The sequence below is a fragment of the Aminobacter sp. GW821-FHT11F06 genome (assembly GCF_058808215.1).
In genome coordinates this window covers 591652-605676 of the sequence record NZ_JBXARL010000001.1, presented here as the reverse complement: position 1 = coordinate 605676, position 14025 = coordinate 591652, and the positions used below count along the sequence as shown (strand labels likewise).

General features: G+C 61.6%; 18 protein-coding genes. 7 read left to right on the top strand and 11 right to left on the bottom strand.

What is annotated here, in order from left to right; all coding sequences use genetic code 11:
• Positions 1–305 precede the first annotated feature (305 nt).
• A complete protein-coding gene (locus AC1RTB_RS02960) occupies positions 306–1037 on the top strand; it encodes a rhomboid family intramembrane serine protease (protein WP_492880372.1) in 732 nt (243 codons plus the stop codon).
• A 100-nt stretch (positions 1038–1137) separates the two neighbouring features.
• The gene (locus AC1RTB_RS02955) at positions 1138–1569 is read left to right on the top strand and encodes a CBS domain-containing protein (protein WP_492880371.1); all 432 of its coding nucleotides are present in this window, start codon (positions 1138–1140) and stop codon (positions 1567–1569) included.
• 52 nt (positions 1570–1621) lie between these two features.
• Here the strand turns inward: AC1RTB_RS02955 and AC1RTB_RS02950 are convergent, their stop codons facing one another.
• Positions 1622–1879 (bottom strand): YjhX family toxin, encoded by a 258-nt coding sequence (locus AC1RTB_RS02950; RefSeq protein ID WP_492880370.1) that lies wholly within the window; start codon positions 1877–1879, stop codon positions 1622–1624.
• 343 nt (positions 1880–2222) lie between these two features.
• On the opposite strand from AC1RTB_RS02950, the gene gatB reads away from it, so the two are divergent.
• Both gatB and AC1RTB_RS02940 read left to right on the top strand, forming a co-directional pair.
• Complete coding sequence (gatB, locus tag AC1RTB_RS02945) at positions 2223–3725, top strand: Asp-tRNA(Asn)/Glu-tRNA(Gln) amidotransferase subunit GatB (RefSeq protein ID WP_492880369.1); 1503 nt, start codon at positions 2223–2225, stop codon at positions 3723–3725.
• 4 nt (positions 3726–3729) lie between these two features.
• Positions 3730–4221 carry a GNAT family N-acetyltransferase gene (locus AC1RTB_RS02940; protein ID WP_492880368.1) on the top strand — a complete coding sequence of 164 codons (492 nt, stop codon included), beginning with the start codon at positions 3730–3732 and terminating at the stop codon, positions 4219–4221.
• 9 nt (positions 4222–4230) lie between these two features.
• On the opposite strand, the gene panC is transcribed toward AC1RTB_RS02940, so the two are convergent.
• The 4 genes from panC to AC1RTB_RS02920 form a co-directional block, all read right to left on the bottom strand.
• Complete coding sequence (panC, locus tag AC1RTB_RS02935) at positions 4231–5076, bottom strand: pantoate--beta-alanine ligase (RefSeq protein ID WP_492880367.1); 846 nt, start codon at positions 5074–5076, stop codon at positions 4231–4233.
• Positions 5073–5903, bottom strand: coding sequence for a 3-methyl-2-oxobutanoate hydroxymethyltransferase (gene panB / locus AC1RTB_RS02930; protein ID WP_492880366.1), 831 nt, complete (start codon positions 5901–5903; stop codon positions 5073–5075). The genes panC and panB overlap by 4 nt, the downstream gene beginning before the upstream one ends.
• A 138-nt stretch (positions 5904–6041) precedes the next feature.
• Positions 6042–6515, bottom strand: coding sequence for a hypothetical protein (locus AC1RTB_RS02925; RefSeq protein WP_492880365.1), 474 nt, complete (start codon positions 6513–6515; stop codon positions 6042–6044).
• A 92-nt stretch (positions 6516–6607) separates the two neighbouring features.
• A complete protein-coding gene (locus AC1RTB_RS02920) occupies positions 6608–6778 on the bottom strand; it encodes a hypothetical protein (protein WP_492880364.1) in 171 nt (56 codons plus the stop codon).
• Positions 6779–7023: 245 nt separating this feature from the next.
• Between AC1RTB_RS02920 and AC1RTB_RS02915 the strand changes: the two genes are divergently transcribed.
• The 3 genes from AC1RTB_RS02915 to AC1RTB_RS02905 all read left to right on the top strand — a co-directional run bounded on the left by AC1RTB_RS02915 (position 7024) and on the right by AC1RTB_RS02905 (position 8589).
• Complete coding sequence (locus tag AC1RTB_RS02915) at positions 7024–7422, top strand: NADH:ubiquinone oxidoreductase subunit NDUFA12 (protein ID WP_492880363.1); 399 nt, start codon at positions 7024–7026, stop codon at positions 7420–7422.
• Positions 7423–7734: 312 nt separating this feature from the next.
• Entirely contained in the window at positions 7735–8145 is a 411-nt protein-coding gene (locus AC1RTB_RS02910; RefSeq protein ID WP_492880640.1) for a DUF2155 domain-containing protein, read from the top strand.
• A 69-nt stretch (positions 8146–8214) separates the two neighbouring features.
• A complete protein-coding gene (locus tag AC1RTB_RS02905; protein ID WP_492880362.1) occupies positions 8215–8589 on the top strand; it encodes a hypothetical protein in 375 nt (124 codons plus the stop codon).
• A gap of 6 nt (positions 8590–8595) precedes the next feature.
• On the opposite strand, the gene aat is transcribed toward AC1RTB_RS02905, so the two are convergent.
• The 6 genes from aat to AC1RTB_RS02875 all read right to left on the bottom strand — a co-directional run bounded on the left by aat (position 8596) and on the right by AC1RTB_RS02875 (position 13919).
• Positions 8596–9213, bottom strand: a complete 618-nt coding sequence (gene aat / locus AC1RTB_RS02900) for a leucyl/phenylalanyl-tRNA--protein transferase (RefSeq protein WP_492880361.1) — start codon at positions 9211–9213, stop codon at positions 8596–8598.
• A 12-nt stretch (positions 9214–9225) separates the two neighbouring features.
• On the bottom strand, positions 9226–10569 hold the full coding sequence (gene accC, locus AC1RTB_RS02895) for an acetyl-CoA carboxylase biotin carboxylase subunit (protein WP_476789197.1): 1344 nt from the start codon (positions 10567–10569) through the stop codon (positions 9226–9228).
• Positions 10570–10586: 17 nt separating this feature from the next.
• Complete coding sequence (gene accB / locus AC1RTB_RS02890) at positions 10587–11054, bottom strand: acetyl-CoA carboxylase biotin carboxyl carrier protein (protein ID WP_492880360.1); 468 nt, start codon at positions 11052–11054, stop codon at positions 10587–10589.
• A 29-nt stretch (positions 11055–11083) separates the two neighbouring features.
• Positions 11084–11518 (bottom strand): type II 3-dehydroquinate dehydratase, encoded by a 435-nt coding sequence (gene aroQ / locus AC1RTB_RS02885; RefSeq protein WP_492880359.1) that lies wholly within the window; start codon positions 11516–11518, stop codon positions 11084–11086.
• Positions 11519–11648: 130 nt separating this feature from the next.
• Complete coding sequence (locus tag AC1RTB_RS02880; RefSeq protein WP_492880358.1) at positions 11649–12467, bottom strand: DsbA family protein; 819 nt, start codon at positions 12465–12467, stop codon at positions 11649–11651.
• A gap of 51 nt (positions 12468–12518) precedes the next feature.
• Positions 12519–13919 (bottom strand): M48 family metalloprotease, encoded by a 1401-nt coding sequence (locus tag AC1RTB_RS02875; protein ID WP_492880357.1) that lies wholly within the window; start codon positions 13917–13919, stop codon positions 12519–12521.
• Between the last annotated feature and the right edge of the window lie 106 nt (positions 13920–14025).

Sequence of the window (14025 nt, the reverse complement as noted above, 5' to 3'; positions counted from 1 at the left end):
CATGAGGCGCGGAGCAGGACGCGTGCCAGTCTCAGTAACAGTTGTTAACGGATCGGGGACGTTAAGGTTAACAAAGGGTTTACGTTGCCGCCTCACGTGATCCATGGCACGTTCAAGTCACTCCAGAAGTGGCCGCATCGCTGCGGCCGGCAGCACTTCAGTCAAGAGTTTTTTGGGGACGGGCAGGGGGGCTCGACCAGCCGTCCAGGGGAAACCCTGGACGGCTTTCTTTTTTGCGCTTTCAGCTTGGCTGTTCTAGATGGGGTCCGGGCGTCATCCGCCCGCGACAACCGGATCAGAGACGCATGAGCGAACCAGTAAATCCAGGCGACAGTGCTGAAATCGTCGAGACCGAGCCGCCGCGCCGCGAGCCGGTGTTCAACTTGCCGCCAATTGTCGTTGCGATCATCGGTGCTTGCGTCGTCATCCATCTGGTTCGCGAATACGTGCTCAGTCCCGACCAGGATTTTGCCCTGCTCGTACGGGCTGCCTTCATCCCCATTCGCTATTCCGGGCAATACGATCTCGACATCTGGGCTTTTACCAGCCCGCTGACCTACGCCTTCCTGCATGGCGGCTTCGCCCATCTGGCCATCAACATGGTGTGGCTTGCGGCCTTCGGTTCGCCGCTTGCCAACCGGCTCGGCGTGCTGCGTTTTTCGCTGTTCTTTGCCGTCACGACGCTGGCTGCCGTGGCGCTGCACTATGTGCTGCATTCGATGGACCAAGCGCCGCTGGTCGGCGCTTCGGGCGCGATTTCAGGCATGATGGGCGCTGCCGCGCGCTTCAGCTTCCAGATCGACCGCTCGCATGGCAAGCCGGCTTTCGCCGGCGCGCCGCTGCCGATCCGCGACGTTTTCCGCTCGCGCACGGCAATGACATTCCTTGGTGTGTGGATGATCATCAATGTGGTGACCGGGCTGGTTGGTTTTGCACCCGGCGTCGACAGCCAGATAGCCTGGGAGGCCCATATTGGCGGGTTCCTGGCTGGCTTTTTGGGCATCAGGTTCTTCGACCGCAAGAACGAATACGCCTGAGCGCGTTTTACTTGAAAAGCGGCCTAATGCAGCGCACGATGCATTTGGCCCATGGGCCATACGGAGTGAATTGACTGACCGATAGCAGCAGGAGAACCCGATGACAGTGAAGGCAATTCTTGAGAAGAAGGGCCACGACGTTTTTACCATTGGGCCCAATGTGCAGCTGTCGGAAGCGGTTCGGATTCTCGCCGACCACCGCATTGGTGCGCTCGTCGTCACCAATGGCGACCGCAAGATCGTCGGCATCCTGTCCGAGCGCGACGTGGTGCGCATCATCGGCAAGGACGGCGGTGCCGCGCTTGAAAAGACCGTGCGCGAGGTGATGACCCCCAAGGTCAAGATCTGCAACGAAAACCACACGGTCAATCAGATCATGGAGATCATGACCAACGGTCGCTTCCGCCATCTGCCTGTCGAGCGCGACGGCTATCTCTACGGCATCGTGTCCATCGGCGACGTCGTCAAGCGCCGCATCGAGGATGTCGAGCGCGAGGCCGAGGAGATCAAGGCCTATATCGCGACGGCTTGATAGCGTCGGCGAATGCGCCGGACCCGCGAGTGCGGATCCGGCGTGGTTGGCATTATCTATTGTCGAGTTCCGGGCGGACGAGCTTGAGCCCTCGCTTGGTGATGCGGTACGGCCCGCCTTGCGACGAGGCGACAGCCTTTTTCCGCTTCAGCTTCCTGAAAAGTTCGAGATCGAAGTCCGGATATTGCCAGCCCTCGCGGGTGAGGCAGATCACTGCCTCGATCTTCTTGTTGTCGTCTTTTTCGATTTCGATCCGCCCGCCCTGGGCGAGCAGGTGCAGGATGCGCTGCTCTATGCGCGATATGTTCATTTGTGGATGAGTCCTGGAAAACCAGGCTGAACAGCTAAATCAGCTGAACAGCCAAAACAAAAAGCCGCAGCCGCGATTGCTCGCAGCACGGTGGTTTCTGGTTTTCACGCCCCGCCTTCAGGAGAAGGTCGGGGCTTTAGCGGGACTCAAACGACTTGAACATCCAAACTCCATCGGGATGGGAGCGATATAGGACAGTCTGTTCGAAAGTGCCAGAGATCGCGGCTTGAGCGCGCATTTCCAACGCGACGGTTGCAACAAGGCAACGATTGATCTAGCGAAACGGTACGATTTGTCGTTCGACAGTAGCCGACAAAACAGACACTGACGTATTCGGATTGCCATGACCCTCATCGACACCCGCACGCCCGACGCCAAGCGCTTCATCCCCGGTGCCACCGGTGACTGGGAAGTCATCATCGGCCTGGAGGTCCATGCCCAGGTGACGTCGGAAGCAAAGCTGTTTTCCGGCGCCTCGACCGCTTTTGGCGCCGAGCCCAATGCCAATGTTAGCCTTGTCGACGCGGCAATGCCTGGCATGCTGCCCGTCATCAACGAGGAATGCGTCAAGCAGGCGATCCGCACCGGCCTGGGCTTGAAGGCGCAGATCAACCACAAGTCGGTTTTCGACCGGAAGAACTATTTCTATCCGGACCTGCCGCAGGGCTACCAGATCTCGCAGTTCAAGCAGCCGATCGTCGGCGAGGGCACGATCACCATTTCGGTCGGCCCCGACCGCAAGGGCGAGTTCGAGGATATCGAAGTCGGCATCGAGCGCCTGCATCTCGAACAGGATGCGGGCAAGTCGATCCACGACCAGCATCCGACGATGTCTTATGTCGACCTCAACCGCTCGGGCGTGGCGCTGATGGAGATCGTCTCCAAGCCCGACATGCGCTCGTCGGACGAGGCCAAGGCCTATGTCACCAAGCTGCGCACCATCGTGCGTTATCTCGGCACCTGCGACGGCAACATGGACGAGGGCTCGATGCGCGCCGATGTCAACGTGTCTGTGCGTCGTCCCGGCGGCGAGTTCGGCACGCGCTGCGAGATCAAGAACGTCAACTCGATCCGCTTTGTCGGTCAGGCCATCGAATACGAGGCGCGGCGCCAGATCGCGATCATCGAGGACGGCGGCAAGATCGACCAGGAGACCCGCCTGTTCGACCCCAGCAAGGGCGAGACGCGCGCGATGCGTTCGAAGGAAGAAGCGCATGACTACCGCTATTTCCCCGATCCGGACCTTCTGCCGCTCGAATTCGACCAGGCCTATGTCGATGAGCTGGCCAAGTACCTGCCTGAGCTGCCCGACGACAAGAAGGCGCGGCTGGTCAACAGCCTTGGCCTGTCTGTCTACGATGCCTCCATCCTGGTCTCGGAAAAGGCGATTGCCGATTATTTCGAGAAGGTGGCTGCTGGCCGCGACGGCAAGCTTGCCGCCAACTGGGTCATCAACGACTTGCTTGGCGCCTTGAACAAGGCTGGCAAGGACATTGAAAACGCTCCTGTTTCGCCTGATCAGCTGGGTGCCGTGATCGACCTGATCAAGGAAGGCACGATTTCCGGCAAGATCGCCAAGGACCTGTTCGAGATCGTCTGGAACGAGGGCGGCGACCCGCGCGAACTGGTCGAAAGCCGTGGCATGAAGCAGGTGACCGACACCGGCGCCATCGAAAAGGCCGTCGACGACGTCATTGCCGCCAACCCCGACAAGGCGGAGCAGGCGCGTGCCAAGCCGACAATGGCCGGCTGGTTCGTCGGCCAGGTGATGAAGACGACGGGCGGCAAGGCCAATCCGCAGGCGGTCAACGACCTGGTCAAGGCCAAGCTCGGCATCGAGGAATAAGGCGGTGTTTGTCCGCACGGCGAGCGAACGCGACCTTGAAAATATCAAGGCGCTGCTCGCCGAGACGTGGCATGTGACCTACGACGCCATCTACGGCGTCGAGCGGGTCAATGAGATCACCACGGAATGGCACTCGCTGGCCGCGCTGAAGGCGCGGTTGACGCGGCCGAATTCCGAGTTCCTCGTTGCCGACGACGGCAAGAAGATCGCCGGCATGGCCTTTGCCGCCGCGACCAGCGGTTCCAAGATCGTTGTGCTCTACCAGCTTTATGTACGCCCGGAGAATCAGCGCGCCGGCATCGGCCGCATGTTGCTCGATGAGATCGAGCAGAGCTTTCCTGAGGCGCATTCGATTCGCCTCGAAGTCGAAGAAGCCAACGCTCAGGCGTTGGGCTTTTATCTCGCCAATGGCTTTGTGAAGTCGGGGGGCGATCCAGACCCAGAGATCGCGGAAACGGGGGTCTCGTCGCTGGTTCTGGAAAGACCCTTGAGCTGAAGCGGCGGCCTAGCTGGCGGCGACCTCGACATTGTCGATCAGGCGCGTCTTGCCGAGACGGGCAGCGACCAGCACGCGGCCATCGCTATCCTTCCGCCACGGCGCGAGTGTCAGGCTTTCGCGCGCTTCGACGTAGTCGACCGCATCGAAACCGGCGTCGAGAATCGCCTGGCGGGCGGCAGTCATTGTCGTCGCTTCGTCCGCGCCGGCCTCAAGGGCAGACGCCGCCTTGCGCAGCATCTTGTTGAGCTGTCGTGCGATGCCCAATTCGGCGGGGCTGAGATAGGCGTTGCGCGACGACATGGCGAGGCCTTCGGCGTCGCGGATCGTCGGCGAGCCCATGACGTCAACCGGCAGGTCGAGATCGCGGCACAGCTTCTTGACGACGCAGAGCTGCTGGTAATCCTTCTCGCCGAAGACGGCGAGATCGGGCGCTGCCTGGATGAACAGCTTGGCAACGACGGTGGCGACGCCGTCGAAGAAGGCCGGGCGGAAGGCGGTTTCGAGGCCCGCGGACGGTCCGCCGACCGAAATTGAGGTGGCAAAACCCTTGGGATAGACCTCGTCGACGCCGGGCGTGAAGGCGAGGTGGACGCCGGCTTCCGTCAGGCGGGCGAGATCCTGCGCCATCTGACGAGGGTATTTGTCGAGGTCTTCGGTCGGTGCGAACTGGCGCGGATTGACGAAGATCGAAACGACGCAGCGGTCGGCACGCTCAAGCGCGGCACGCATCAACGAGATATGCCCGTCATGCAAGGCGCCCATGGTTGGCACCAGCGCGACCTTGAGGCCTTCGGCGCGCCATGCCTGCACTTGCGCGCGCAGGGCGGCGATGGTTTCGACGACAGCGGTCATGCCTTGTCCTTGCTCAGGGAAAACAGGTGCTCGGGGCCGGGGAAAGCGCGGCTGCGCACGTCACGCGCGTAATCCGCCGCCGCCTTGGACACCGTGTCGCGCAAAAGGGCATATTCCCTCACGAATTTTGGCACGCGGTCGACGGTGAGGCCGATGGCGTCGTCGATGACCAGGATCTGGCCGTCGCAGGCAGCGCTGGCGCCGATGCCGACGGTTGGGATCGCGATACGTCGGGTGATTTCGGCGGCAACGGGCTCGACCGTGCCTTCGATGACGACCGAAAACGCGCCGGCTGCTTCGACAGCCTTGGCGTCGGCATAGAGCGCTTCGGCATTGGCCTCGGAGCGGCCCTTGATCTTGTAGCCGCCTTCTTTTTCGACCGACTGCGGCAACAGGCCGATATGGCCCATGACGGGGATGCCTGATGCAACGATGGCGGCGATCTGGGCGGCGATGGCGACGCCTCCCTCTAGCTTGACCGCGTCGCAGCCGGTTTCACACATGATGCGCTTGGCGCAGGCCACGGCGTTTTCGACCGTGTCCTCGTAGCTGCCGGCCGGCATGTCGACGACGACGCAGGCGCGGCCAGAGCCGCGCATCACTGCCTGGCCATGGGCGATCATCATGTCCATAGTCGCGCCGAGCGTGTTCGCATGGCCATGCAGAACCATGGCGACGCTGTCGCCGACGAGCAGAAGGTCGACATGCGGATCGAGCAGGCGGGCGATGGGATAGGTGTAGGCGGTGAGGCAGACGATCGGCTCGCCGCCCTTGCGGGCCAACAGCTCGGCGGGCGTGATGCGGCCGGCAGGCGCGTCAGAAGCCATGTCGTTTCCTCCCATGCCCGGTTCCAGCCTAGCAAGCCAGTCCGAGAGCCCGAATTGGGCCAGAATCCATTACGGACCGGCTAAAGATTTTGCAAGTGCGAGATGAGGACGTGAGCAGTTGCGAGATGGCATCGTCCGTCAGGACGAGCGGCGCGCTGTTTCTTCTTGCGCGAGCCGGCGGATGTAGACAGCGAATTCGGGGTCTTCGCCCGGCAGCAACTGGGGCAAGGCATCGCGAAAATCCTGGCGCCGACACCATTCGCGCATGAAATCCTCCCACGACGCCCAGCGGCGCTTTCTCCGCTCGGGCATGTCTGCTTCGTAGATGACGAGATAGGCCCGCTCGAACAGCGAGATGAGGATAGCGAACATGGCGAGCAGCCGGTCCTTCTGCTCGGCTGTCAGACCTTCCGTGGCCGTATGCGATTGCAGATAGAGGTCGGAATGCTCGAGCGTCAGCGTCAAAAAGTTGGTGTAGCCGTCTGACAGCATCTGGTAGATCTCTTCCTCCTCGTTGACGCGCGCCTTGCGCTGCTCGTAGACGAAGATGAAGATCGCGAGCGGCAGGCCGAAGATCGTGACCAGCATGCTCAGCATTTCGAGGATTTGCATGAAGGGCATCGGCTATGCGGCCATGGTTCGCGCGCGTCCACGTTGCGAGCTTGGACCAAGCTCTCGGCAAAGGATTGTAATCAACGCAGCCCTCAGAGTTGTCCGCCTTGATTGCGTCGCGCAATCTTGAGCGCAAGCAGAACCAGGCCCACCGCGAGGACTACAATCCCCAAGAAGATCAGCCAGTTCGATCCGGACCTGTAGCCCTCAGCGGCCATCAGGAAACCGAATATGATAGCGATCAGACCGGTGAGTTTGTTCATCAGAGGGTGAACTCTTTCCCCGCTTATGGCCATTTCGAACCTCCGCGTGCGTGATAGTCCGACCAGCAGAGTATAATGCTGGCCAGTGCGCGTCGAGTTGCCTCGCCAGTTGAAGCATCCTGCGCAAGCTGTCACTGATGCCTGCCAATCGTCGCAGACCCCAAGATTGGGCTTCTAAAGCCTTGCCTTCGCGACGGCCTGACGCCATAAGCAGGAGACTTTTACGCGCCTGCCGCGAGGATCCGATGAAGAAATTCCTTGTCCAGTTTTTCACCTGGTGGAACGGCCAGACGCTTGGCACGCGTTTCCACACCTGGCGCAAAGGCACCAAGGTGGGCCAGGACGAGTTCGGCAACGTCTACTATGAAGGCGGCCAGGACTCCGAGGGCCGCACACGTCGCTGGGTGATCTACAATGGCGTTTCGGAAGCTTCGATGATTCCGCCCGGTTGGCACGGCTGGATGCACCATCGGGTCGATGTGGCGCCCCCGAGCGACAACTACATTCCGCGCGACTGGCAGAAGCCGCATCAGCCTAACTTGACCGGCACCGGCGGCGCTTACCGTCCGAAGGGCTCGGTGCTGGGCAATACGCATCGTCCACAGGTTACCGGCGACTACGACGCCTGGACGCCCGGCGCATAAGACAGCATATCGGCGCGGACATTTGTCGCCACAATTGGCGGCTAACTCCTTGCCCATTGGCGCCAGGCGATTAGCCTTGGCGCGTGGGAATCAGCGAGTGCAAAACACTCCGGGCGCAACGGCGGTAACGACTCAATGACATTTCTTGGCCGGGTTCCGTCGAACGGACGATCGAAGGCGAAAGCTCTGCTTGCCACGGTTGCGCTGTGCGCAGGGCTTGGCCAGGCGATGGCCCAGGACAGTATTCAGCGGCTGCCGCTCGATCAACAGGTCGAGCAGGGCAACGATCTGCCGGCGATCGATGTTCAGCCGATACCTGGCGAGACCCAGCCGGCCCCGAGCGAAGCACAACCAGCGCCGCAGGCAGCACCTAAACCCCAGCGCATCAAAAATGCGATCGCCGAGTTCGCCGGCATAGACAAGATCACCGGCCGCATCATCACCTTCGACGTCTATGTCGACGAAACGGTGCAGTTCGGTGCGCTGCAGGTGACGCCGCGCGTCTGTTACTCGAGGCCGGAAAACGAGGAGCCCAAGACGGATTCCTTCGTTGAAGTCGATGAGATCACGCTCGACCGCAAGATCAGGCGCATCTTCACCGGCTGGATGTTTGCCGAAAGCCCGGGCCTCAACGCCGTCGAGCACGCCGTCTATGACGTCTGGCTGAAGGCCTGCAAGCAGAAGTCGGACGTACCGGCGCCGGAAGCTGCCAAGACCAACTGATCTTTCTTCGGAACTGCATCGGGTCCTTGGCGTTTGACGTTGTGAACAACGCCAACGGAGGATCGTGCCGTGACCGTCAATCGTGACGAACTGCTCGAACTCGAACGGGCATTCTGGACAGGCAATCAGGATTTCTTTGCTGAACACGCCGACAGGGAGTGCCTTGTCGCCTTTCCCGATATGGCCGGCGTCATGAGCAATGCACAAATTGCGGCGACTGCCACGAAGCCGACCCGATGGCGGAACCTGGAGATGAAGCTGCAAGGCATCGTCGAGCCGGGCAGCGACATTGTCATGCTGACCTATGAGGCCAAGGCTGTCCGCGAAAATGGCGAGCCTTATTCCGCGCTGGTCAGCTCAGGTTATGTGCACCGGTTGCAGGGCTGGAAGATGATGTTCCACGCGCATTCGCCCAAGCCGGACTCCGGCAAAGCCAAGAGCTGATCTACTTCAGGGTGAGAAGGTGGCTTCGCCGACAAGTGCCTTGGCCAGCATCTTTTCGTATTTGTCGCGTGGCACGTCGACCGCTCCAAAGCGCTTCAGATGGTCGGTGGTGAATTGCGTGTCGAGCAGCAGGAAACCACGCTGCTTGAGCCGCTCGACCAGATGAACGAGGCAGACCTTCGAAGCGTCGGTCTCGCGCGAAAACATGCTTTCGCCGAAGAAGCAGCGGCCGAGCGACACGCCGTAGAGACCGCCGACCAGTTCTCCGTCGCGCCACGCCTCGACCGAGTGGGCATGACCGATGCGATGAAGGTGGGTGTAGGCTTCGCGGATGGGCGCGTTGATCCAGGTCGACAGGCGCCCGGCGCGCCGTTCGGCGCAGGCGTCTATCACGCCTTCGAAGTCGCTGTCGAAACGGATTTCGAAATGGCCTTGCCTGATCGTCTTGGCAAGGCTGTGCGGCACATGGAAGGTTTCAAAGGGGATGATGCCGCGTGTCTCGGGTCGGACCCAGAAGACCTCCGGATCCGACGCACTCTCGGCCATGGGAAAGACGCCCGACGCATAGGCCTTCAGCAGAAGGTCCGTGGGTATGCTGTAGCCGGGCGCATAAGGACGGGTCATGCGACCCCCAGTCTACTCGCCTTTCGCGAGATGTTTTTCCAGCCAGTGAATATCGTAGTCGCCATTCGCAATGTCGGGGTTGCCAACGAGTTCACGAAACAGCGGCAACGTCGTCTTGATACCATCTACCACAAATTCGTCGAGCGCGCGGCGCAGACGCATCATGCATTCGACGCGGTTGCGGCCATGCACGATCAGCTTGCCGATCAGGCTGTCGTAGTAGGGCGGGATCTTGTAGCCGGAATAGACGCCCGAATCGACGCGGATGCCCAGGCCGCCGGGTGTGTGGAAATGCGTGATCGTGCCGGGCGAGGGCACAAACGTCCGCGGATCCTCGGCGTTGATGCGGCATTCGATGGCATGGCCATGGAAGCGGATATCGTCCTGCGTGACCGACAGGCCGCCACCGGAAGCGACGCGGATCTGCTCGTGCACGAGATCGATGCCGGTGATCGCTTCGGTGATCGTGTGCTCCACCTGAAGGCGGGTGTTCATCTCGATGAAGTAGAACTCGCCATTCTCGTAGAGGAACTCGATGGTGCCGGCGCCCGAATAACCGAGATCGGCCACTGCCTTGGCGCAGATATTGCCGATGCGCGACCGTTCTTCCGCGTTGAGGGCGGGCGAATTGGCTTCTTCCCAGACCTTCTGGTGGCGGCGCTGCAGCGAGCAATCGCGCTCGCCGAGATGGACGCCCTTGCCAGCACCGTCGCCAAAGATCTGAACTTCGATGTGGCGCGGCTTCTGCAGGTACTTCTCGATGTAGACGGCGTCGTCGCCGAAGGCTGCACCCGCTTCAGTGCGTGCCGTCTGCAGTGCCACTTCGAGGTCCGCCTCGGTGAGCGCGACCTTCATGCCGCGGCCACCGCCGCCGGCGGACGCCTTGATGATCACCGGATAGCCGATCTCGGCGGCGACGCGCTTGGCTTCCTTCTCGTCGCTGACAGCACCTTCCGAACCCGGAACGACCGGAATGCCCAGGCGCTTTGCAGTGCGCTTGGCTTCGATCTTGTCGCCCATGATGCGGATATGGTCGCCCGAGGGACCGATGAAGGTGATGTTGTGGGCGGCCAGTATGTCGGCGAACTTGGCGTTCTCCGACAAGAAGCCGTAGCCGGGGTGGACGGCGTCCGCGCCGGTGATCTCGCAGGCCGCGACGATCTGGTGGATGTTGAGATAGCTGTCGCGTGACGGCGGCGGGCCAATGCAGACGCTTTCGTCGGCAAGGCGCACATGCATGGCGTCGGCGTCGGCGGTGGAATGCACGGCAACCGTCTGGATGCCGAGCTCCTTGGCCGCGCGCAGCACTCTGAGGGCGATTTCGCCGCGATTGGCGATAAGGATTTTCTGAAACATGCGCGCAGCCTTCCGGCTTACTCGACGACGACGAGCGGCATGCCGTATTCGACAGGCTGCGCGTCTTCGATCAGGATCGCTGTAACCGTGCCGGAGCGCGGCGCGGGGATCTGGTTCATCGTTTTCATGGCTTCGATGATCAGCAGCGTCTGGCCTTCCTTGACCACGGTGCCAACCTCGATGAATGGCTTGGCGTCGGGCGAGGGCGCGAGGTAGACGGTGCCGACCATCGGCGAGGGCACGGCGTTCTTGGAGATGTCGATGACCGCAGGGGCGGCGACTGCCGCGACCGGTGTCGAGTTGACCGCCGCCGGTGCCGCCATCATGGGCGCTGCAACCGCATGCACGGCCTGCGTCTGGCGCGAGACGCGCACCTTGAGGTCACCGAGTTCGACTTCGATCTCGGTCAGGTTGGTGTCGTTCAGGATTCCTGCGAGGTCGCGGACGAGCTGCTGATCAACACCATCGGTCTTCTTCGTCGCCATGTTTAAGCCTTTTCTCTTCCTGTTTCCGGTCAGAGCCGGGCGGCCAGCGCCTGAAGCGCCAGCGTATATCCAAGCGGCCCGAAGCCGCAGATCATGCCCACGGCCACCGGCGCCACCATCGATTTATGGCGGAACGGCTCGCGGGCGTGGATGTTGGAAAGGTGCACCTCGGCGACCGGCAACGGCGAGACGGCACGAATGGCGTCCTGCAGCGCGATCGAGGTGTGGGTGTAGGCGCCTGCATTCAACACGATGCCGGCAGCTTTTTCACCGGCCTCGTGAATCCAGTCGACCAGATCGCCCTCATGGTTCGATTGGCGGAAGTCGACCGCTAGCCCCAGCGAAGCGGCTGCCGCCTGGCAGTCGGCCTCGATGTCGGCCAGGGTCTTGCCGCCATAAATCCCGGGCTCGCGTTTGCCCAGCAAGTTAAGGTTCGGACCGTTGAGGACGAAAACCGTTTTCAATGTACAGACCTTTCCGCCCGCCAGATCCTCTCTGGCGCGGCGGACCCTCTATAATCGGCATAAGCCGTCGCGAAAAGAGCGCAAGCGACTTCTTGCGCTGTCCACAACGGCTCGCGCTGAACAAACCTGTTCAGCAGGTGGAATCGGCCTGGCAGGCCTTGGCGGCGGCGATCTTCTCGGTGAGCACCTCCTGGCCGAGCGCTCCGAAGATGACTTCGTTGCCCACGACATAGGACGGCGTGCCGCTGATCTGCAGTTTGTTGGCAAGCTCGTAGGTGCGATTGAAGGCTTCGGCGATCGCCGGATCGTTCATCGCTTCGCGCAGCTTGGCTTCGTTTGCGCCCAGCTCGATGGCGATCTTGATGGCGTTGTCTTCGCCGGCGCGGCCTTCGCCGCCGAGCAGCTTGTCATGGAATTCGCCGTACTTCTCCGGCATCAGCTTGCGGAAGGCCATTGAAACGACATGGGCCTTCTGCGAATCCGGACCGAGGATCGGGAATTCCTTGAGCACGAAACGCAGGTCCGGGTTGGCCTTGGTCAGGGCGGTCATGTCGGCCTGGGCGCGTTTGCAGTAGCCGCAATTGTAGTCGTAGAACTCGACGATGGTGGTCTTGCCGTTGGGATTGCCGACGATCCCGTCGAAGGCCGAGTTGAAGATCTCGTCCTTGCTCTGCTTGATCACCTCGACATGGGCGACGCGCTGCTCTTCCTTCTGCTTGGCTTCGAGCGCACCTTGCATTTCGAGCAGCAGTTCGGGGTTGTCGAGCAGATATTCGCGCACGATCGTCTCGACCTGCTTCTTGTCGAGATTGCCTGCGGCAGCGACCACGGCCGGCTGCTGGGCGCTTTCGGCGTGTGCGGTGCCAGGTGTGCCGGCGAGATAGCCGACAGCCAGCATGGCAAAGGCGACAGCGATGCCTGTTGTGCCGAGAAGAATTGCTTTTTTCATGGTCTTAGTCTCCAGCCCTATCGGCTATGTCGTCTGCAGCCGTGCGAAGGTTCACTTCTTTTTGCCCGGCTGCTTGTAATTGATGATGTCTTGCGCGCGCACCCAGCCCGGCGAACCGCGCTGAAGCTTCATCTGCGCACGCATCGCAAAGACTTTGGCATCTTGATAGGCGCCGCTGTAATAGTGACCGTCCGCGGTTGCAAGATCGGCATCTGCGACATCGCCGAGCATGCCATAGGCTTGCGCCAGATAGCGGTAGCCGACGGCGTTCTCGCGGTCGCGGTCGAGGCCCTTGCGAACTTCCGCCACAGCCTTTTTCAGCGCATCGGGGGTGCCGATAGCGAGATAGGCCTGGCCAAGCGAGATCGGCAGGATGCCTGAGTTGGCCGGATCAAGCCGCACGGCGGTGGCGTAGGCTTCCGCCGCCGCCGCCGGCTTGTTCGACTTCATCAGGATGTCGCCGCGCAATTCCTGGAAATAGGCATTCTTGGGCTGTGACTTGATCAGCGCGTCGGTCTTGGAGAGTGCCGAGCGCAGATCGCCGAACAGATAGGTCGCCTGCGCGTCGCCGTAGCGGCTGGCAAGTCCGCCTGGATCCTTGCGCAACAGCCGCGAAGCGGCGGCCTGGCCTTGCGTGTAGACAGCGATCTTCACCCGCGCCATGTCGTGGCGCAGCTGTAGCGATTCGGGATCGGTCTTGTTGAAATAGGGGCTGGCATGCGCCAGCGTTTCGAGATTGGCGATGCGATCGCGCGGCATCGGGTGGCTGACCTGATAGGGGTCGACCCGCGCACCCGACAGCGAAAGTGCTGTCTGGAAGCGCTGGAAGGTCTTCAGCATGCCTTGGGCCGACTGGCCGGTGGCATTGAGATAGGTGATCGCCGAGCGGTCGGCGGTGGCTTCTTCCGAGCGCTGGTAGCCAAGCAGGCTGCGCCGGGCCATTTCCGAACCGCCTGCTATAACGCCGGCACCTGCGGCACCCATGCCCTTGGTGTCGGTAGCAGCACCCGCCACCATCGCGCCCGCACCGAGCAGGGCCGCGACAATGGCCATGGTCTGGGCGCGTGCCAGCTGGTCGCGCAAGCGTTCCTGGTGGCCACCGGCGATGTGGCCGGCTTCGTGCGCGAGAACGCCGATGACCTCGTTCGGCGTCTCCGACGTCATCAAAGTGCCGGTGTTGATGAAAATGCGCCGGCCGGCGACGAAGGCATTGAATGCCTGGTCGTTGACGAGCACGATGTTGATGTTCGAATTGGCGAGCCCCGCGGCCTTGAGGATCGGCCGGGCGTAATCGCGCACCAGGGCCTCAATCTCGGCATCGCGGACGATCGGCACGCCCTGCGCGTGGGCAGTACCGGTCGATCCGAGCGCAAGCCCGGCCGACAGCGCAAGCGCGGTGGCCGCGCGCGCTGATCTTGCGATGAAACGCGAAAGGTTATTGATGCTCTGCATAGCGGGAAACACTCGTAAACGAGCCGTCGGGCTGTGAAAAGACAGGCTGAAAAAACTCATCAACTTGTGATCCCCATATCAATCGGGCAATTGTGCGGCGCATTGC